Consider the following 18,888-nt stretch of genomic DNA (forward strand, 5'->3'; position numbering starts at 1 on the left):
AGCGTGGGCTTCGAGAGGGCCAGTTGGGTACGCGTTCTGCCGTTTGCCGCCTACCTGGCGTTCTTCCTGGTGGGCGACGTGCTGGCGCGCCTCGGCGTCGATGCGGCCAGCCTGCGCTGGCTGTATGCGCTCAAGGTGGCCCTCGTGGCAGGGCTGCTGGCCCGCTTCTGGCGCGAGTACACGGAGTTGCAGGTCAAGGCGATGTCGGCCACGGTGGTGCTCACGGCACTGGCTGCCGGCGTTGCCGTGTTTTTCTTGTGGATTAATCTGCACGCCGACTGGATGGTCATCGGTGAATCGGCCGGGTTCGATCCACGCACGGCCGGCGCCATCGACTGGCCGCTGGTGGCGATCCGCATTGCCGGCGCCGCCCTGGTCGTGCCCGTCATGGAAGAATTGTTCTGGCGCTCGTTTGTGATGCGCTGGATCGACAAGCCGGATTTTTTGAGTCTTGATCCGGCGCAAGCGGGCCTGCGCGGATTTTGCATTTCCGTGCTGCTGTTCGGCTTTGAACACAATTTGTGGCTGGCCGGTATTGTTGCTGGCGTGGCTTACAGCGTGCTGTTCATGCGCCACCGCACAATCTGGTCACCCATCCTGGCCCATGCTGTGACGAATGGCATGCTCGGTGCCTGGGTGGTCATGACGGGAGCCTGGTCTTACTGGTGATCCCGGCGCCGGGCGCAACATTTTTTCGAAAGAAAAAACATGCGCGCGTCCCGGCTGTTTGGCTACTCACCATTGCTCCTGGCTCTCGCGGCCAGCGGCCTTGCGCGCGCCGCCGCCGACGACGGTTTGCAACTCAACGCCGGCCTCGGCTGGCAGCACGACGACAACCTGCTGCGCGTGCCCGACAACGATCCGGGCTACGATGGCCAGCGCGCCGACAGCTGGCGCCAGCTCGACCTTGGCGCCACCTTCGACCACCTGTATGGCCGCCAGCGCATCCAGGCCAGCGTGCAGCTGTCGCGCGTCAACTTCGATCACTTTTCCCAGCTCGATTACCACGGCAAGGACGCCCGCGCCACGTGGTTCTGGCAACTCGGCAGCCAGTTTGAAGGCAAGCTGGGCGCCACCTATGTCGAATTGCTGGCGCCGTACACCGACTTGCGCACCAGCGCGCGCAACCTGCGCGTTCAGCACAGCCATTTTTTCGACGGCGCCTGGCGCATGCACCCGCGCTGGCGCGCGCGCGTTGGCTACCAGGAAGACCGCTACAGCTATGAACTGACCAGCCAGCGCCCCAACAACCGGCGCGAGCAGGCGCTCGAAGCGGGCCTCGATTACCTGCCGCCGGGCGGCAGCGAAATCGGCGTCATGGTGCGCCGGCTCGAAGGCCGCTATGTATACCTGCGCCCGTTTGCGCTGGCGCTGGACGATTTCGCGCAGGATGAATACCGCGTCCGCGTGAACTGGCTGGCCAGCGCCAAAACCACGGTCAAGCTGCTGGCCGGCTGGACCGCGCGCACCCAGGACGCCTTCGGCCCGGGACGGGTCAGCGGCGTCACCGGGCGCTTGAGCGTGGCGTATGCGCCGACTGCCAAAACCAGCGTCGACGCTGCCATCTGGCGCGACTTCGCCCCGATCGAGAGCAGCGTCGTCAGTTACACGCTGAACCGCGGCGCCAGCGTTGCCGTCGGCTGGCAGGCCAGCGCCAAGGTGCGCGTCGACGCCAGCAGCGCGTTCGAGCAGCGCGACTACAGCGCGCGCAATGCCTTGCCGGCAGCGCTCGCCCGCATCGACCTCGACGATACCCTGCGCAGCACCGCCCTGAATCTGCGCTACACGCCTTCGCGCAAGGTGCAAATCGGTGTCAACTTGTCAAAACAGGTGCGCAGCGGCTCAAGGGCGCTGGGCATCGGCGCATTCAGCTCGACCAGCGTTGGCATCAACGCAGGTTTCGTGTTCTAAGTCGCAATCTGATGACGGTCAATGACCTTCCCCTGATAGCGTTTTTTCAGCGGGTCCTCGATCCGCTGACGATCATGGGCAGCCTGTACGGATGCTGCCACTTGTATGGCGAGCCGTTCAATGGCTACGCGCTGGTGTTGATGATTCTGGCGTTCTTTGTGTCGTCCGCCATCTACCAGCACATCGACCCCTATCGCGCCTGGCGCAGTGGCCGCATGCCCGCCTACTGCCGCGCCATCGTGGGCGGTTGGGGCCTCAGTTGCGGCGTCCTGCTGCTGCTCGGGCATGCCAGCGGCCTGGGCGATCTGTATGACGAACGTGTGATCCTGGCCTGGTTCGTGGCCACGCCGCTGCTGCTGCTGGCCAGTCACCTGGCCGTGCGTGCCTGGCGCGGCCTGAAACGCAGCCCGCAAGCGCGTGGCGCGCAGCTGCGCTCGGTGGTGGTGGTGGGCGTTAATGAAGTGGGGGTGAGATTTGCCGGCGTGTGCGAGCGCCAGGGCGATCTGCTGCTGCAGATGCGCGGCTATTTCGACGACCGCATCGACATGCGCCACGGCGCCTCCGCGCTCCACCCGGTGCTGGGGCGCATGGCTGAACTGGCGGCGTATGTACGAGAGCAACATATCAAAATGATTTTCATCAGCCAGCCGCTGTCGGCGCAGCCGCGCATCCGGCGCCTGATCGATGAACTGGAAGACACCACCGCCTCCGTGTATTTCCTGCCCGACGTCTACATCTTCGACCTGATGCAGGCCCGCTTCGACAATGTCGGCGGCATGCCGGTGATCGCCATTCGCGAGACGCCCTTTGTTGGCGTCAACAGCGCCGTGAAACGCATCAGCGACGTGGTGCTGGCGCTGCTGATTCTGGTGCTGGTGGCGCCGCTGATGCTGGCGGTGGCCATATGCGTGTGGGCCACGTCGCCCGGCCCGGTGATTTTCCGCCAGCGCCGCTACGGCTTGTATGGCGACGAAATCGTGGTCTACAAATTCCGCTCGATGACGGTGGTCGAGGATGGCGGCGTGGTGACCCAGGCACGCGCGCGCGATGCCCGCCTGACACCGATCGGCGCTTTCTTGCGGCGCACCTCGCTGGACGAATTGCCGCAGTTCTGGAACGTGCTGCAGGGACGCATGAGCATTGTCGGACCGCGCCCGCACGCGGTGGCGCACAACGAGCAATATCGCAAGCTGATCAAGGGCTACATGCTGCGCCATAAAGTCAAACCCGGCATCACCGGCTGGGCGCAAGTGAACGGGCTGCGTGGCGAAACGTCAACGCTCGACAAGATGCAGGCGCGCGTGCGCTACGACCTCGACTACCTGCGCAGCTGGTCCCTGTGGCTCGACCTGTGGATCATCGTCAAGACCATCAAAGTGGTAATCACCCAACAAAACGCGCACTGAGAAGTGCACGCGCGCACGTCCAGAGTGGAAGTTTGGCGCACACCGGAGCTGCATCAAACAAACGTGCTCCTGTTCTTCTACGATCAAACAGCACCCGCCGACGCCCGGTGCTTGCCAGTCGGCCAACTTCATCGTGGGAGTAGCTTGATGACCATGTCGCAACCCCGCATCTATGTCGCCGGCCATCGTGGCCTGGTCGGCTCGGCCATCGTGCGCACGCTGCGCGCGCGCGGCTACCAGCACATCGTCACGCGCGACCACGACGCGCTCGAACTGACCGAACAGGCGGCTGTGCGCCGTTTCTTCGACGAAGAGCGCATCGACCAGGTCTATCTCGCTGCCGCGAAGGTGGGCGGCATCCATGCCAACAATACCTATCCCGCCGAATTCATTTACGACAACCTGATGGTACAAGCCAACGTCGCGCACGAAGCGTGGCGCCATGGCGTCGACAAGCTGCTGTTCCTCGGTTCCTCGTGCATCTACCCGCGCCTGGCGCAGCAGCCCATCCGCGAGGAATACCTCATGAACGGCGCGCTGGAACCGACCAACGAACCGTATGCCGTGGCAAAAATTGCCGGCATCAAGCTGTGCGAGAGCTACAACCGCCAGTACCACACCGACTTCCGCAGCGTCATGCCGACCAACCTGTATGGCCCGGGTGACAATTACCACCCCGATAACAGCCACGTTATCCCGGCGCTGGTGCGGCGCTTCCACGAAGCCAGATGCAGCGGCGCCGCCCAGGTCGCGATCTGGGGCAGCGGCCAGCCGCGCCGCGAATTCCTGTATGTCGACGACATGGCGCAAGCCAGCGTGCACGTGATGGAATTGGCGCGCGCCGACTACGCCAGCCACACGGAACCCATGCATTCCCACATCAACGTCGGCAGCGGCACCGACATCACCATTGCCGAGGTCGCGCGCCTGATTGCCGAGGTGGTCGGCTATCAAGGCGCCATCACGTTCGACGCCAGCAAGCCCGATGGCACACCGCGCAAGCTGCTCGACGTGTCGAGGTTGACGGCGCTGGGCTGGCGCGCCAGCACGCCGCTGGCAGTTGGCTTGCGCTACGCCTACGGCGCTTTTCTCGCCAGCGCGCCGCAAACGGTGGAGGCGGCATGCTGAAGCGTCTTATTGTCGTACTCGCCAGTTTGCTGTGGCTGATCGCCTGTGGTCAGAAGCGGGCCGACGCGCCAGGCCAGGCGCTGGCCAGCGTCAACGGCGTCGAAATCACCGTCCTGCAACTCAATGACGAACTGGCCCGCGCCGGCGTCGGCGCCGCCAACGAGCAGGCGGCCAGCAAGCAGCTGTTGCAGGCCCTGATCGACCGCCAGTTGCTGCAGGCCGAAGCCGCGCGCGAAAAACTCGACCGCGATCCCAAAGTCATGCAGGCGATCGACCGCGCGCGTGCCTTGATCGTCGCGCAAGCCTGGCTGCAAAAGCGCGTCGGCAACCTGGCCCAGCCGACAACGCCCGACATCGACGCGTACTACCACGCGCACCCGCAGTTTTTCGGCAGCCGCAAGCAGTTCGCGATGGACCAGTTGCAACTGCCGGCAAGCGGTTTGACGGCCAACCTGAAACGGGTGGTCGACCATGCCAGCTCGCTCGATGACGTGACGACATGGCTCGTTGCGAACAAGGTGCCGGCCGGGCGCAGCCGTGTGACGCGCAGCACGGCCGACCTGGCGCCGGCACTGGCGACCAGGCTGCTGGCGATGCAGAAGGGCCAGGTGTTTGCGGTGCAGGAGGGCGAGCGGGCGCTGGTCATTGCCTTGCTCGATATTCAGGACGCGCCGGTGACGCTGGCGCTGGCGCGGCCGCAGATTGCCCAATTCCTGATGAAGCAACGGCAAAAGGAGGTGGCCAGTACGGAACTGGCGCGCTTGCGGGCCACCGCCAAAATCGACTACTTGAACAAGACGCTGGAACAGGGGCCCGCTTCAGGCACGCCGGCCGCCACCGCCAAGCCTGCTGCCGCGCCGGTCGCGGCCGCTGCCGCTGCCAATACCACCGCCACCACCAATGCCGCACTCGAGCGCGGCGTGGCCGGCCTGAAATAAGGAGCGCAAGCATGCTGCGATTACGACACTGGATGATGACCACCGCGTTGCTGCTGTCGGTGGGCGTGGCCGGCGCCGCCGAGGTGCTGCTCGGGCCGGGCGACGTGGTGCGCATCGGCATTTACGGCAGCCCCGACATGGGCGTCGAAACGCGCGTCAGCGAAGCAGGCACCATCACCTTTCCTTTGCTCGGGCAGGTCGGGGTGGGCGGGCTGGCCGTGGCCGCAGCGGAGCGCAAGATTGCCAACCTGCTGGAAAGCGGCGGCTTCCTGAAAAAACCGCAAGTGAACATGATCATCACCAACCTGGCCAGCCAGCAGGTGTCGGTGCTGGGGCAGGTCAATCGCCCCGGCCGCTATCCGGTCGAAGGGCGGCGCAAGGTGCTTGATCTACTGGCCATGGCGGGGGGCATCGGTGTCGACGGCGGCGACGTGGTCAGCCTGGTGCGTACGCGCAACGGCGTGGCGCAGCGCGATACGCTCGACGTGGTCGACATGGTGCGCAAGGGTGAATTGACGGGCGACATCGATGTGGCCGGCGGCGACGTCATTTATGTAGAGAGGGCGCCGCGCGCGTACATCGTGGGTGAAGTCCAGCGGCCCGGTCCGTTCCGGCTGGAACGCGCCATGACCGTCCAGCAGGCGCTGGCGGCCGGTGGCGGCCTGAGCCCTCGCGGCAGCCTGCGCGGGTTGCGCATCACGCGCCGCGATGCTGGCGGCCACAGCAGCACGATCGACGCGAGCATGAGCGACACGATCGAAGTCGACGACGTGATCACGGTACGCGAGAGCTGGTTCTGAGCCGGCACGAAGGAACGATGATGAATGCCCGTCAATTCTGGTTCATCCTGGTGGCGCGCCGCACGCTGATCCTCGGCGTGCTGGCGGCATCGGTACTGCTGACCCTGGCCGTCAACCTGGTGCAGCCGAGCTCTTACAAGGCCACGGCCTCGGTGCTGCTCAATTACAAGGGCGTCGACCCGGTCACCGGCGCCACCACGCCCGGCCAGCTGCTGCCCGGGTACATGGCGACCCAGATCGACATCATCGGCAGCAAACACGTCGCGCTGCGGGTCGTCGACAGCCTGAAGCTTGCCAGCAGCGCCGCCGTCAAGGACCAGTTTCTGTCTGCGGCCGAAGGCAAGGGTGATATCCGCGACTGGCTGGCCGATCTGCTGCGCAAAAAACTCGACATCCTGCCGTCGCGCGAAAGCAGCGTGGTCGACATCAGCTTTTCCGGCGCCGATCCGCAGTTTGCCGCCGTGGTTTCCAATGCCTTCGCCGAGGAGTACCAGCGCGCCAGTGTCGGCTTGAAAGTCGAGCCGATGAAAAAGACCTCGGCGTATTTCAACGAGCAAACCCGGCAGCTTCGCGACAACGTCGAAACTGCCCAGTCGCGCCTGTCGAAGTACCAGCAGGAAAAAGGCATCGTCAGCCTCGACAACAACCGCATCGATATCGAGCTGTCGCGCCTGAACGATCTGTCGGCGCAGCTGGTGGCGGCGCAAGCGGCCGTGATGGAGGCGTCGTCGCGCCAGCAGGTGGCCAGCGGCAGCACGGGCGCGTCGCCGGACGTCGCCAACAATGCCCTGATCCAGAGCCTGCGCATCAGCCTGGCGGCGGCGGAAGCGCGCTTTGCCGAAACGGCGCAGCGCCTCGCCCGCAACCATCCGCAGTACCAGTCGGCGCAGGCGGAGCTCACCCGCCTGCGCGACGAGCTGCGGGCGGCGATGACGACGGTGGCGCGCAGTGTCGGCAGCAACGCCGATGTGCTGCGCCAGCGCGAGCAGGCCTTGAAGGTGGCGCTGGCGCAGCAGCACACGCGGGTGCTTGAGCTCAATCGCACCCGCGATGAATTGGGTGTTCTCATCAAGGACCTCGACAGCGCCCAGCGCGCCTTCGATGCAGCCTCTGCGCGCGCATTCCAGACCCGCATCGAGGCCCAGTCCGAACAGTCCGACATCGCGATCCTCAATCCGGCCGTGGCGCCGCTCGAGCCGGCGGCGCCGCGCGTGCTGCTCAACAGCCTGGCGGCGTGCATCATCGGGACCGTGCTGGGCGTGACGGCGGCGCTGGCGCGCGAATTCCAGCACCGGCCGGTGCGCTCCAGCGACGACCTGCTGGCGCTGGACACGGTGCCGCTGTTGGGCACGATCAGCTGGCAAGCGGCGCCCCCGCCGCGCACGCTCAAAGCCCTGTTGCCAAAGCGCTTGCGCCTGACCTGAACGGAGCCCCCCATGCACCTACCTTTTCCTTCCACGCATGGCCCCGAGGACAACATGGCGTCAGCGGGCGGTGCGGCCTGTGCCGACCCGTTTGCGGACACCCGCATCGGGATCCTGCTGCAGCTGGCCGGCAAGCTGACGGCAGAGAACGCGGAGCGGGTGGCAAGAACGCAGCATGAACTCGGGTTGCGGTTCGGCGATGCCGCGATGCGCCTGGGACTGGTCAACCAGGAAGACATTGACACGATCGTCGCGCGCCAGTTCGCGTACCCGGTGGCGACCAGCGGCGCCAGTACGCTGTCGCCCCGCCTGGTGGCGGCATTTCATCCCGCCAGCCCGCAGGGCGACACGCTGCGCGCCATCCGCAGCCAGTTGCTGCTGCGCTGGTTCGGCGCCGGCCGGCACGCGCTGGCCATCAGCGGCGCCGGGACGGGCGACGCCGGCAGCTTACTGGCGGCCAACCTGGCACTGGTGTTTGCGCAGCTCGGTCAACGCACCTTGCTGGTCGACGCCAACCTGCGCAATGGCGTCCAGCATGCACTGTTCGGCATGCACGGACGCGGCGCACGGGCCGGCCGTGCGGCCGCGGGGCTGTCGGATCTGCTTGCAGGCCGCGCCGGGCACGATGCCATCGCGCCCGTGCCCGGCTTCGATGCGCTGGCGCTGCTGGGCGCCGGCACGGTGCCGCCCAACCCGCAGGAATTGCTCGAACGTGCCAGCTTCGGCAAGCTGCATGCGCAACTGGGTCAGCAATACGACGTGGTGCTATACGACGTTGCGCCCACAAGTTACGGTGCCGAAGCGCTGGCGGTCGCCGCCCACGCCGGTGCGGCCTTGCTGGTGGCGCAAAAGGACGTCACGCAGGTGGCGGCCCTGAAGCGCCTGGTGCAGCAGATGGCCGGCGCGCAGGTGGCCGTGATCGGTTCAGTGCTGGTGGAGGCATGATGCCGGACAATACCCAGGCGCTGGCGCTGCCGGTCTCCTTGCCCGCCCGGCTGCGTGCGGCGGCGGGGCAGTGGTGGCCGGTCTGGGCCGGACTGGCGCTGTTGTTCGTGCCGACCCTGGTCGATTTGCTGCACGGCGCCTGGGCCACCGAGGAGCAGGGCCACGGCCCGATCATCCTGGGTCTGGCGCTGTGGCTGCTCTGGCGCAAATGGCCGGCCGTCATGGCCGCGGCGCTGCCCGATGGCGCCACCCATGGCACGCCCGCTGCCGCCAGCATGCCCTTGCTGCTCGGTCTGATGCTGTACCTGCTCGGTCGTTCCCAGCACATCCTGATGTTCGAAATTGGCGCCATGCCCGTGTTGCTGGCGGCGCTGGTGTGGCTCGGCTTCGGTGGCGCGGCGCTGCGCGCGACCTGGTTCGCCTTCTTTTTCATGTTGTTCATGGTGCCGCTGCCGGGCGAACTGGTGGCAGTGTTGACCTTGCCGATGAAAATGGCGGTGTCGTACGCGACCGAAACGCTGCTCTTTGCGGCGGGCTATCCGATCAGCCGCGCAGGCGTCATTTTGCAGATCGGCCAATATCAGTTGCTGGTTGCCGACGCCTGTGCCGGCCTGCAGACTTTGCTGACGCTCGAGGCGCTCGGCCTGTTCTATCTGAACCTGAAACCGCATGCGTCGACGCTGCGCAATGTCGCGCTGGCCTTGCTGATCGTCCCGATTTCGTTCACCGCCAACGTGATCCGGGTGATCGTCCTGACCCTGATCACGTATCACGCAGGCGCGGCAGCCGGGCAGGGCTTCCTGCACGGCTTCGCCGGCATCGTCCTGTTCCTGACGGCACTCTGCCTGATCCTGGCGGCCGATTCCGTGCTGCAGTGGCACACTGGCCGGCGGGATGCCCCATGAAACGCCAGCTGCGCATCAACGTCATGGTGGGCGTGGCGATGGCGCTCACGGCCGTTGCCACGCGGGCGCTGACGCCCTCGGCCATGCTTGCCGACACGCGTGCCCGGTTCGACCTGGCCGCAGCGATTCCCACCCAGTTCGCCGGCTGGTCGATCGACACCACGATCGCGCCGGTGGCGCCCAACCCCGACAGCCAGGCGGCGCTGGACCGGATCTATGACCAGACCCTGGCGCGCACGTATGTCGACGCCAACGGCCAGCGCGTGATGCTGTCGATTGCCTACGGCGGCGACCAGAGCAAGGCATTGCAACTTCACCTGCCGGAGGTGTGTTACGTCGCGCAGGGTTTTCAGATCGTCCAGAAAGGCGAGGGCCTGCTGGCCACCGGCTTTGGCAGCTTGCCGGTCAGGCGCCTGGTCGCGCGCGCGGACATGCGCAACGAACCGATCACCTACTGGATCACCGTGGGTGACCAGGCCACCCGCGCCGGCTTCGCCCAAAAATTCCAGTTGCTGGCCTACGGCTTGTCCGGCCAGATTCCCGATGGGATGCTGGTCCGGGTCTCCACCATCGACACGGACGCCAGCGCCGCCTACCGCGTTCAGGATGGCTTTGCGGCCGCCTTGCTCGCTGCCCTGGCGCCGCAGTCACGCACGCGCCTGCTAGGCAAGCCAGCCGGGCGCTGACACCCATGGCCGATCTGTTGTCCTGGTTGTTTTTTTTCCTTCCCTTCATGGCGGTGGCAGCGATCGCCGTGCTGGCCGTGGTCGGCATCGGCGTGGGCGTGGTCTGTCCGCGCGTCCTCGCCTATCTTTATATGGCGATTTTTTTCGCGTTCAATTCGACCAGCTACGGCAGCCTGTCGCTGTTCGCGACCGGCGGCGTGTACAGCCGCGGTTCCGGGTTGCTGCTGTTCCCACTTGTGCTGTGGTGCGTGCTGGGCGCCTGGTGCTGCGCCCGCGCCAGCGCCGCTTTTGCCGGCCAGGCGCCGCCGGCGTGCACCCTGCGGCCGTGGTTCGGCGGCTGGCTGGTCTTGCTGGTGCTGCACGTGGGGGCCGCGCTGGCCAGCGGCGTGAAGGTGGCGGCGGCGCTGGCGCCCAGCGGCTTCACCAACATCGCCTGGATGGCGCCGCCGATTTTCTTGCTGTTGCTGACTTTTCGGACCCGTGCCCATGCCATCGAGCTGATGCGCTTCATCATGCTGGCCGGCCTGGCGCGCGCACTGTTCGGCCTGGTGCGCTGGGCGGCGCTCGGGGGCGACCCCAATAATGTGTATGCCAACCGCAACGCAATCCCCATCAAGCTGACGTTTTTCGACATCAACGACAGTTTGCTGTGCTGCCTGGCACTGACCATCGCGGTGCTGCACCTGGTCCGGCCCGGCGTCGGTGCCGCACCAAGCCCGCGCCCGGCCACGGCGTGGCTGGCGCTGGCGTGGTGCACCTTGCTGGCCACAAGCCTGTGCATCCTGCTGTCCTACCGCCGCACTGCGTGGATCGGGTTGGCACTGGCCGGCCTCGTGATCGCCTGGCGCTTTCCGTGGCGGCGCCGGCTGCAGTTGCTGGCGCTGGGCCTGCCGCCGCTGGCTCTCGCGATTGGCGTCCTGCTGGCCCGGCGTTTTGCCCAAAGCAGCCAGCAAGGTTTGAACCGTCTGGTGTACGACATGCAGTCGCGCCAGTTCGGCGCCGAGAGCGAACGGGTGCTGGAACTGAAGCTGGCGCTGGCCGACTTCCTGGCCCATCCGCTGACCGGTATCGGCGCCTGGGGCCGCTACGCCGGCTTCGAACACATTTCCTGGCAAGCCAACCCGGACGGTGGCCTGTTCGTCCACAGCGGCGTGCTTCACATTGCCCTCAAGGCTGGCTTGCCCGGGCTGGTTTTGCTGGCCGGCCTGGCCTGGGCGTGCATGCGCGCCAGCCGCGCGGCCCTGGCGCCCGATCCGACCGGCGTGACCGGCGTGACCGGCGACCGGCACGCGCGCGGCGCCTGCCTTGCACTGGCCAGCGCCGGGGTGGCCGGGCTCGCTTTCATGCTGCCGGACATCCTGGTTGGCACGCCGGTGCCGCAAGTGCGCACCACCCAGATGCTGGCCATCTGCATGGCCTTGCCGTTTATCGCCCTGCAGGCCGGGCGCACTGCGCGCCAGCCAGGGCGCGGCAGCGACACTGCCGCCTGCCGACCCGCGGCGCCGCTACCCGTGGCCGTGCCGCCATGAAACTGCAACTGGTCCGCAACGCCTGCGCCAACCTGCTGGGGGCGGCCATTCCCGCGGCCGTCGCGCTCGTGACGGTACCGCTGATCGTGCGCGGCCTGGGCGACGCCGGCTACGGTGTGTACGCGCTGATCACCGCCATCGTCGGCTATTTCGCCATCATCGACATCAACGTCACCGCCGGCTCCGTCAAGCACATCGCCGCGCACTGGGCGCACAGCGCGCACCGGCAGGAGGCGCAACAGCGCGAGGCAAACGAGGGCATCGCCCAGACTATCACCTTCGGCCTGCTGGTCTACAGCGCCCTCGGCGCGCTGGGCGGCCTGGCCGTGTGGATCAGCGCGCCGTGGCTGGTTCGCGAGGTGTTCAGCGTCCCGCCGACGCTCACCGCCAGCGCCACCGCGGCGCTGGCGCTGGCCGCGCCCGGCTTCCTGGTCGGCCAGCTGCAGTCCTACCTGGGCAGCGTGCCCCAATCGCTGCTGCGTTACGACAGTTCGGCACGGCTGGACGTGCTGTTCGGCAGCGTGGTGCCAGTCGCGACCGTGCTGGTGCTGATGCTCGGCGGGGGCCTGGTCGAGATCATCCTGCTGCGCCTGGTTGCCAGCAGCGTGCACTCGGTGCTGCTGTGGCGCACGATTACGCGCCTGTTACCCACCCTGCGCCTGCGCTGGCCGGCGCAGGCATTGCGGCGCAGCCTGCTGCATTTTTCCGCCTACGCTTGCCTGAACCGCTTCGCCGCCATGTCGTATGCCTATGCCGACAAGCTGATGATCGGCGCGCTGGTCGGGGTGGCCGGTCTGGCGGTGTATGCCGTGGCCAGCACACTGGCCAATCGCCTGCTCGGGCTGACCGGGCGTCTGGCCAGCGTGCTGTTTCCCGCCGCCAGCGCGCTGGCGGCCAGCAACGAGCTGCCCCGCCTGGTGCATATTTACCTGAAGGCGAGCCGCTTTCTCACCTACATCAACGGCGCCATGCTGCTGATGGTGGCCGTGTTCGCCGAACCGATCCTGCACTACTGGATGTCGGCCGACTTTGCCCGGCGCGGCGCCACCGTGCTGGCGCTGATGGCGCTGTCGCAGTTCATCGATGCATTGACGGCATTGCCCTCGCTGGTCAACGACGGCATGGGCCACCCGGGCGTGACGGGCGGTTTCGCGCTGGCGCGCGCGCTGCTGGGGTTGGTGACGGTCTACCTCGGCGTGCTGCTGGCCGGTATCGATGGCGCCGCCTGGGGCCACCTGGCCGCGTCGACCCTGATGACCACGCTGTTCCTGCGCTACGTCCACGGCCGCACGGTGCCCGTCAAACTGCGTGCGGTCGTCAGCGGCGCCTATCTGCCCTGCGCGCTGGGTTTGCTGGGGATCGCGCTCCTATCCACGCTGGCGCAAGCTGCTGCCGCCGGCCATCCCGGTGCGGTGCTGTGCATTGGCCTGATCACGTGCACGGCGCTGGCGTTGTACGGCGCCTTTGTCATTGCCGCGCCCGGCGACCGCGACCGCATCCGGTCGATGTTGCAAGCGAAGTTTGCGCGGGGCACATGAAAATCCTGATGGTGTCGGAAGATTTGCCGGGCCTGCAGCTTGGCGGCCTCGGCAAGCACGTCGTGACGCTGAGCAACGCCTTGCTGGCGCAGGGCCACACGGTCGACGTGCTGGGCCGCAGGGAAGGGGCGCCGGCCCGCTGCGGCTTGCACGGCCGCTTCATCGGCGCGATCGACCTCGCCCACCCGAACTGGAAAGAGTCGCAACTGGCATGCTTTAACCCCGTCAAGCGGCCGTGGTTCGCGCGCACGCTGGCCGCAACCATTCACCGTCACGCCGCCGGCTACGATGTGGTGCACTATCACGGCCACCTGCCGCTGGTGGGGGCGTACATCGCGCGCACTTGCCCGTTCGTGCAGACGCGCCACGACCAGGGCAGCGAGTGCCTCATCCACCTGCGCTTTCGCGACGCGCGCGTGTGCGATGCCCTCGATCCGCGCGCCTGCGCCGGCTGTATCGGCACCCATCCAGCGACCCATCCCGGTGCGCTGCGCCAGGCCATCTCGGCCGTCGCGGTGGACGCTTACCGCGACCGCACCGCGGCCGCTTTTTCGCGCCACAAAACCGTGTTCGTCTCCGACTTCCTGCGCCGCCGTTTTCAGCAAGCCCGGCCGGGCGCCGACCTGCGCCGCGCCCGCGTGATTCCGAATGTGGTCGAGATGGCGCGCCTGCCCACCCACGCCGCGCCTGAGGACGGCCACATCGTGCTGGCCGGGCGCATCGACACCGGCAAGGGGTTTGCCGAATTCCTGGCCGCGTCGCACCAGCGCATGCCGGCCGGCAGCCGCATCACCATCGTCGGCGACGGTCCCCAGCGCGCCGCGCTGGTGCAGCGCTACGCCAGCGCGCAGATTGCCTTCACCGGCTGGCAGGATTACGCCAGCACGGTCGCGCTGACGGCGCGGGCGCACTTGTGCATCGTGCCGTCGGTCTGCGAGGAAGCCTGCAGCACCACCGTCCTCGAAGCACTGGCCCTGGGGCGGCCCTGCCTGGCGCTGGACCGCGGCGGCACGCCCGAGCTGCTGCGCTACCAGCGCTACCCGGGCCAGTTGCAGCTGGCGCCGACCATGGCCGCGCTGGTGGGGGCGATTGCGCCCGCACTGGCCGCAGCGCCATCCCTCCCAGACACCAGCACGCCCTTCGGCGCCGACGTGCACCAGGTGCTGCCCCAACTACTGGATTTTTATGCCGCCTGAACCCCTGTTTTCGATCGTCACCTGCACCTGGAACAGCGCCGCGACCTTGCCGGCCACGCTGGCGTCCCTGCGCGCCCAGACCTGGCGCGACGTCGAGCATGTCTTTGTCGATGGCGGCTCGACCGACGCCACCCTGGCGCTGCTCAATGACTTCCGCGCCAACAAGCGGGTGCTGCACGACGTGCGCGGAGGCATCAGCCACGCCATGAATTGTGGCATTGCAGCGGCCAGCGGCACCTTCGTCGCCCACCTGCACGCCGACGATTATTACGCCGCCCCCGATGTGCTGGAACAGGTCGCCGCCGCGCTGCAGTCGAGCGGGCGCGACTGGCTGGTCGGCGAGATCGCCGTGCTCGCTGGCGAGGTCCTGTTGCCGCCGCGAGCGCGCCGCGCCTACAGCTACCATGCGCTGGCGTCGGGCCGCGCCTTCGTGCCGCATCCCGCTACCTTCGTGCGGCGCGGCCTGTTCGAACAGGTCGGTCTCTTCGATGAACAATTGCGCTACGCCATGGACATCGACTTGTGGCTGCGCCTGGCTGCGCGCACGCCGCCGGTGCTGCTGCAGCGCGTGCTGGCGGTGTTCCGCGACCACCCCGGCAGCGTCTCGTCGGCGAATAAATTGTTGGCGCGGCAGGAAGAGTGGCGCGTGCGGCGCCGCTACGCCGCGCAGGCGCCGCTGGCCTTCGCGCTCTACTGCCTGCGCTACCTGAAACGCACGCATGCCTTGCGCCAAAAAACGGTCTCGGAAGCCGTATTGTCAAAGCAGTCAGAGCATATCGACAACTGAGTTTCATGCCTGGAAACGATGGTCATTTCATTCAATATCTTTAAAATTTTGAACGTTGGATTTGCTGCATAATTTCAGCAAGATCCTTGATTAGTAAGGCTTTTTTTCTTTCGGGAAACTTGATTCGGGGTAACATTATTGTGTCTGTCGACGCACTGTTTCCAACCCCAAGCAATCTGTCTCTCGGAACTGTCATGATCAATATTTCTGCAAAAAGGGTGGCCCATGCCGCCGTCCTGTCGTCCCTGTTCTTATCGTTGCAGGCACATGCCGACTGGGCCCAGTCCACCGATCCGCTGATCATCCAGCCCGGTCCGGTCGATGCGCAAGTCCAGGCCCAGAATCCCCCCGGTTTTACGTGGGCGCGCCACCCGGACGGGCCGGCTTCCTACGAACTCGAGATCACCCCGGCCGGCGTCGGCACGCCAGTCCGCGTAACGGTCGAGCGCAACTGGTATTTGCCGCCCACCGCGATGGCCTTGGGCAGCTACAGCTGGCGCGTGCGGCCGACCGGCAGCACCGAATGGTCGACCCCGCGCACCTTCACGCTGACCACCCGCGCCACGGTCTTCGAAGTGCCGGACAACGCCACCTTGCGCGCGCGCATCCTGGCCAAGCCGCGGCCGCGCTCGCTGCCGTCGTCGTTCACGCCGTTTGCGACCTGGAGTACAGCCAAGAAATCCGATCTGGAAGCCTACAGCAGCCGCATGAGCAATGAAGTCAAGCTGCAGATGACGGCCTTGCCGATACTGAGCGACGCGCGCTGGCCCTTGCCGATGACCGGTCCCATGACGGCGCCCATGGCATCGCAGCAGACCGACGTGCGCCAGCGCATCAACGAAGCGAGCCGCCAATTGGAAGCGGCCGCCGTCATGTGGCGCCTGAAGGGTGATCCGGCAATGCTGGCCGAAGCGTTGAAGAAGGGCGACCAGCTGGCCGCGCTCAACCCGGCAGGTCCCACCAGCTACGTCAACCAGGACCAGGCCACGCGCCAGATCGCCTTTGGCCTGATCAAGGCGATCGATCTCCTGTCCGGCGACCTCGACGCCGTGCGCAAGGCACGCTGGCTGGCCAGTGTCAGGACCCGCGGCGCCGAAATCTTCAGCAACCTGGCCGGCGCCAATGGCCGCCTCGACCAGTATCCCTTCGATTCGCACGGCAACACCAGCCTGGTGTTCCTGGTGTTGATCTCGTCGCTGGCGCTGGGCGACATTCCGGACGCGCAAAAATGGTTCGATTTTTCGTTCCGCGCCTACGCCAATAACCCGTCGCCATGGAGCGGCCCGGAAGGCGGGTATGCGAATGGCACGGCCTATGCCGAATACGCGGCCGGCTACTTGCTGGCGCTGTGGGATCCGCTGTCGCAGGCCACCGGCGTGAATTTTTACGCCAAGCCGTGGGCGCTGGGCTTCCTCGATTTCGCCATCCAGTTCACCCCGCCCGGCGCGCGTGTCCACGTGTTCGGCGACGGTTCCGAAACCCGGCCCGACCCGCGTGTGTTCGATGCCTTTGCTTCGCGCATGGTGTCGCCGCGCGCCGCCTGGTATGTCAGCAAGCTGTCTGGCACGGAAGACGCCTTGTCCCTGCTGCAGGCGCCGTATCCGCTGCCGGTGGCTGGTACCCGGGTGCTGGCGCCGCCCGCCAATTCGGCCTACTACCCGAGCATCGGCTGGACCGCGATGCACAGCGATATCGCCTCCAGCAGCCGCACCTCGGTCTACTTCAAATCCAGCCCGTACGGCTCGTTCAACCACAGCCATGGCGACCAGAACGGCTTGCTGTTGTCGAGCGCCGGCCAGCCGCTACTGGTCAAGGCCGGCTGGTACGACTGGTACGGTTCGCCCCTGTGGACCGACTGGTACCACCAGACCAGGTCGCAAAATGCCATCACCTTCGACGGCGGCAAGGGCCAGCTGGTCGACGGCTACCGTGAGCAGCTGCAGCGTAACGGCCGTATCACCGCCTTTGCCGCGCCGGCCGCGTATGACTACGCCGAGGGCGACGCGACACCGTCCTATGGCGGCCAATTGACCAGCGCCAAGCGCCAGATCTGGTACCTGCATGCCGGCAACGCCGTGCTGGTGCGCGACCGCCTCGCCGCCACCGTGCCGCACACCTATGAATTCAACCTGCACACGCCCGCGCCCATGGTGCCGGAGGCGGCCGGCGCCATCAAGATGGACGTCAACGGCCAGTCGCTGTGCGTGCGCTCCCTGCGCGCCGACGCCAGCTTCGAAAAGCGCAGCGGCCCGGCGCCGAAAGCCGGCGTGGTGGAAGACCATGGCGCCTTCACCGTCAAAAACGACGGCAAGTCGGGCGCCGAATTCCTGATGCTGCTCGACGTCGGCTGCAAGCGTCCGCTTGTCAATATTGCCACCAGTTCGAACGGGGTACGCACGGTGACCATCGGCGCCGATTCGGTGCAGGTCAACTAGCTTGACCGATTCGGGGGCGCCGCCATGGCGCCCTCGCTAGCATGGGATTCCGAACCAGGGAGTCTCCATGCCGCGTCCCCTCTCCATACTCTGCATCCTGCGTGACCCGCTGCCGCCACGGCGGGCCGACGTCCTGACGCTGTTCGGCGTCGAACTGCCGCGCCACGGCATCCACACGGCGCTGGTCGGGCAGGGCGCCGGCAGCCCGCGGGAGGCCTGGCCCGGCGGTGCGCTGCACGTGGCCGGCGGCTTTGGCGGCGCCGCCAACAGCATGCTCGCGCCGCTGCGCGACAGCTGGGCCTTGCTGCGTGCCTGGCGCATCGCGCAACCCGACCTCATCCAGGTGCGCGACAAGATCCTGGTGGCCGTGCTGGCCCGCCTGCTGGCCGCGCTGCTGGGCATTCCCTTCGTGTACTGGATGTCGTTTCCCATCGTGGAAGGCTACGCGGTGCATGCGCGCGCGGGCGGGGTGCGCCTGGCCGCCTTGCACCGGCTGCGTGCCTGGGCCACGCGCATCCTGCTGTATCGCCTGGTGCTGCCGGGCGCAGATGGCGTGTTCGTCCAGAGTGCCGCCATGGCCGATGCGCTGGCCGCGCGCGGCGTGCCACGCCAGCGCCTCGCAGCCGTGCCGATGGGTGTCGACCTCGCGCTGGCCGCCAGCGTCACGCCGGCGCAGGATGCGCAACTCGATGGCCGCTGCGTCGTGGCGTATCTCGGCAGCGTGGCGCGCGCACGTGCATCGCTGTTCCTGCTCGAACTGGCCGCCGCGCTGCGGGAGGCCCGCCCGGACGTCCTGCTCGTCATTGCCGGCGATGCGCCGTCCCCGCACGAGGCCGCCTGGTTTCGCGCCGAGCTGTCCCGGCGCGCCCTGCATGGCCACGTGCTGTTCACGGGCTGGCTGCCGCAACGCCAGGCCCTGGGCTATGCCGCGCGTGCCGAGGTCGGCATTTCTCCCATTCCGCGCGGAGAATTGTTCGACGTGTCGTCGCCCACCAAACTGGTCGAATACCTGGCACTCGGCGTGCCGGCAGTGGCCAGCGACATTCCCGACCAGCGCTGGGTCCTCGCGCAAAGCGGGGGCGGGTACTGCGTGCCGATGACGGTGCCCGACTTCTGCGCCGCCATCGTCAGCTTGCTGGACGACCCCAGTCGGGCCGCTTGCGGCGCGCGCGGACAAGCCTGGGTGCGTGCTCACCGCAGCTACGACGTCATCGGGCGCGCCGTGGCGCTGCGCTACCGCAGCCTGCTGGCGGCGTAACC

The 18,888-nt window shown here is 67.0% G+C and carries 16 protein-coding genes; all 16 read left to right on the forward strand.

What is annotated here, in order from left to right:
• Window positions 1-3: 3 nt before the first annotated feature.
• On the forward strand, window positions 4-669 hold the full coding sequence (locus V6M87_RS00855) for a CAAX prenyl protease-related protein (RefSeq protein WP_332847824.1): 666 nt from the start codon (window positions 4-6) through the stop codon (window positions 667-669).
• A gap of 39 nt (window positions 670-708) precedes the next feature.
• Entirely contained in the window at window positions 709-1,911 is a 1,203-nt protein-coding gene (epsL, locus tag V6M87_RS00860) for an XrtB/PEP-CTERM-associated polysaccharide biosynthesis outer membrane protein EpsL (RefSeq protein ID WP_332847825.1), read from the forward strand.
• Between the two features lie 11 nt (window positions 1,912-1,922).
• Window positions 1,923-3,317: an undecaprenyl-phosphate glucose phosphotransferase gene (locus tag V6M87_RS00865; RefSeq protein ID WP_332847826.1), complete on the forward strand. Its 1,395-nt coding sequence runs from the start codon at window positions 1,923-1,925 to the stop codon at window positions 3,315-3,317.
• Window positions 3,318-3,464: 147 nt separating this feature from the next.
• Entirely contained in the window at window positions 3,465-4,445 is a 981-nt protein-coding gene (fcl, locus tag V6M87_RS00870) for a GDP-L-fucose synthase (protein ID WP_332847827.1), read from the forward strand.
• A complete protein-coding gene (locus V6M87_RS00875; RefSeq protein ID WP_332847828.1) occupies window positions 4,439-5,383 on the forward strand; it encodes an EpsD family peptidyl-prolyl cis-trans isomerase in 945 nt (314 codons plus the stop codon). The genes fcl and V6M87_RS00875 overlap by 7 nt, the downstream gene beginning before the upstream one ends.
• Before the next feature lie 11 nt (window positions 5,384-5,394).
• Window positions 5,395-6,183 (forward strand): polysaccharide export protein EpsE, encoded by a 789-nt coding sequence (gene epsE / locus V6M87_RS00880; protein ID WP_332847829.1) that lies wholly within the window; start codon window positions 5,395-5,397, stop codon window positions 6,181-6,183.
• Window positions 6,184-6,203: 20 nt separating this feature from the next.
• The gene (gene epsF / locus V6M87_RS00885; protein ID WP_332847830.1) at window positions 6,204-7,607 is read left to right on the forward strand and encodes a chain length determinant protein EpsF; all 1,404 of its coding nucleotides are present in this window, start codon (window positions 6,204-6,206) and stop codon (window positions 7,605-7,607) included.
• 12 nt (window positions 7,608-7,619) lie between these two features.
• Entirely contained in the window at window positions 7,620-8,552 is a 933-nt protein-coding gene (locus V6M87_RS00890) for a chain length determinant protein tyrosine kinase EpsG (RefSeq protein WP_332847831.1), read from the forward strand.
• Window positions 8,549-9,457, forward strand: coding sequence for an exosortase B (gene xrtB, locus V6M87_RS00895; protein ID WP_332847832.1), 909 nt, complete (start codon window positions 8,549-8,551; stop codon window positions 9,455-9,457). The genes V6M87_RS00890 and xrtB overlap by 4 nt, the downstream gene beginning before the upstream one ends.
• Window positions 9,454-10,143 carry an exosortase-associated protein EpsI, B-type gene (gene epsI / locus V6M87_RS00900; protein WP_332847833.1) on the forward strand — a complete coding sequence of 230 codons (690 nt, stop codon included), beginning with the start codon at window positions 9,454-9,456 and terminating at the stop codon, window positions 10,141-10,143. The genes xrtB and epsI overlap by 4 nt, the downstream gene beginning before the upstream one ends.
• A 5-nt stretch (window positions 10,144-10,148) precedes the next feature.
• Window positions 10,149-11,672 (forward strand): O-antigen ligase family protein, encoded by a 1,524-nt coding sequence (locus V6M87_RS00905; protein ID WP_332847834.1) that lies wholly within the window; start codon window positions 10,149-10,151, stop codon window positions 11,670-11,672.
• Window positions 11,669-13,210, forward strand: coding sequence for an oligosaccharide flippase family protein (locus tag V6M87_RS00910; RefSeq protein ID WP_332847835.1), 1,542 nt, complete (start codon window positions 11,669-11,671; stop codon window positions 13,208-13,210). Before V6M87_RS00905 ends, V6M87_RS00910 begins: the two co-directional genes overlap by 4 nt.
• Window positions 13,207-14,406: a glycosyltransferase family 4 protein gene (locus V6M87_RS00915; protein ID WP_332847836.1), complete on the forward strand. Its 1,200-nt coding sequence runs from the start codon at window positions 13,207-13,209 to the stop codon at window positions 14,404-14,406. Before V6M87_RS00910 ends, V6M87_RS00915 begins: the two co-directional genes overlap by 4 nt.
• The gene (locus V6M87_RS00920) at window positions 14,396-15,193 is read left to right on the forward strand and encodes a glycosyltransferase family 2 protein (RefSeq protein WP_332847837.1); all 798 of its coding nucleotides are present in this window, start codon (window positions 14,396-14,398) and stop codon (window positions 15,191-15,193) included. Before V6M87_RS00915 ends, V6M87_RS00920 begins: the two co-directional genes overlap by 11 nt.
• Window positions 15,194-15,387: 194 nt before the next feature.
• Complete coding sequence (locus V6M87_RS00925; RefSeq protein WP_332847838.1) at window positions 15,388-17,628, forward strand: heparinase II/III domain-containing protein; 2,241 nt, start codon at window positions 15,388-15,390, stop codon at window positions 17,626-17,628.
• A 67-nt stretch (window positions 17,629-17,695) separates the two neighbouring features.
• Entirely contained in the window at window positions 17,696-18,886 is a 1,191-nt protein-coding gene (locus V6M87_RS00930) for a glycosyltransferase (protein ID WP_332847839.1), read from the forward strand.
• Window positions 18,887-18,888: the final 2 nt, after the last annotated feature.

This window comes from Massilia sp. S19_KUP03_FR1 (assembly GCF_036688685.1).
Lineage (GTDB): Bacteria > Pseudomonadota > Gammaproteobacteria > Burkholderiales > Burkholderiaceae_D > JALYUM01.

Bases quoted from the DNA above. Each gene is read 5' to 3' on its own strand.
- epsL (WP_332847825.1), top strand. From the start codon at position 709: ATGCGCGCGTCCCGGCTGTTTGGCTACTCACCATTGCTCCTGGCTCTC.
- V6M87_RS00865 (WP_332847826.1), top strand. From the start codon at position 1,923: ATGACGGTCAATGACCTTCCCCTGATAGCGTTTTTTCAGCGGGTCCTC.
- fcl (WP_332847827.1), top strand. From the start codon at position 3,465: ATGACCATGTCGCAACCCCGCATCTATGTCGCCGGCCATCGTGGCCTG.
- V6M87_RS00875 (WP_332847828.1), top strand. From the start codon at position 4,439: ATGCTGAAGCGTCTTATTGTCGTACTCGCCAGTTTGCTGTGGCTGATC.
- epsE (WP_332847829.1), top strand. From the start codon at position 5,395: ATGCTGCGATTACGACACTGGATGATGACCACCGCGTTGCTGCTGTCG.
- epsF (WP_332847830.1), top strand. From the start codon at position 6,204: ATGAATGCCCGTCAATTCTGGTTCATCCTGGTGGCGCGCCGCACGCTG.
- V6M87_RS00890 (WP_332847831.1), top strand. From the start codon at position 7,620: ATGCACCTACCTTTTCCTTCCACGCATGGCCCCGAGGACAACATGGCG.
- xrtB (WP_332847832.1), top strand. From the start codon at position 8,549: ATGATGCCGGACAATACCCAGGCGCTGGCGCTGCCGGTCTCCTTGCCC.
- epsI (WP_332847833.1), top strand. From the start codon at position 9,454: ATGAAACGCCAGCTGCGCATCAACGTCATGGTGGGCGTGGCGATGGCG.
- V6M87_RS00905 (WP_332847834.1), top strand. From the start codon at position 10,149: ATGGCCGATCTGTTGTCCTGGTTGTTTTTTTTCCTTCCCTTCATGGCG.
- V6M87_RS00910 (WP_332847835.1), top strand. From the start codon at position 11,669: ATGAAACTGCAACTGGTCCGCAACGCCTGCGCCAACCTGCTGGGGGCG.
- V6M87_RS00915 (WP_332847836.1), top strand. From the start codon at position 13,207: ATGAAAATCCTGATGGTGTCGGAAGATTTGCCGGGCCTGCAGCTTGGC.
- V6M87_RS00920 (WP_332847837.1), top strand. From the start codon at position 14,396: ATGCCGCCTGAACCCCTGTTTTCGATCGTCACCTGCACCTGGAACAGC.
- V6M87_RS00925 (WP_332847838.1), top strand. From the start codon at position 15,388: ATGATCAATATTTCTGCAAAAAGGGTGGCCCATGCCGCCGTCCTGTCG.
- V6M87_RS00930 (WP_332847839.1), top strand. From the start codon at position 17,696: ATGCCGCGTCCCCTCTCCATACTCTGCATCCTGCGTGACCCGCTGCCG.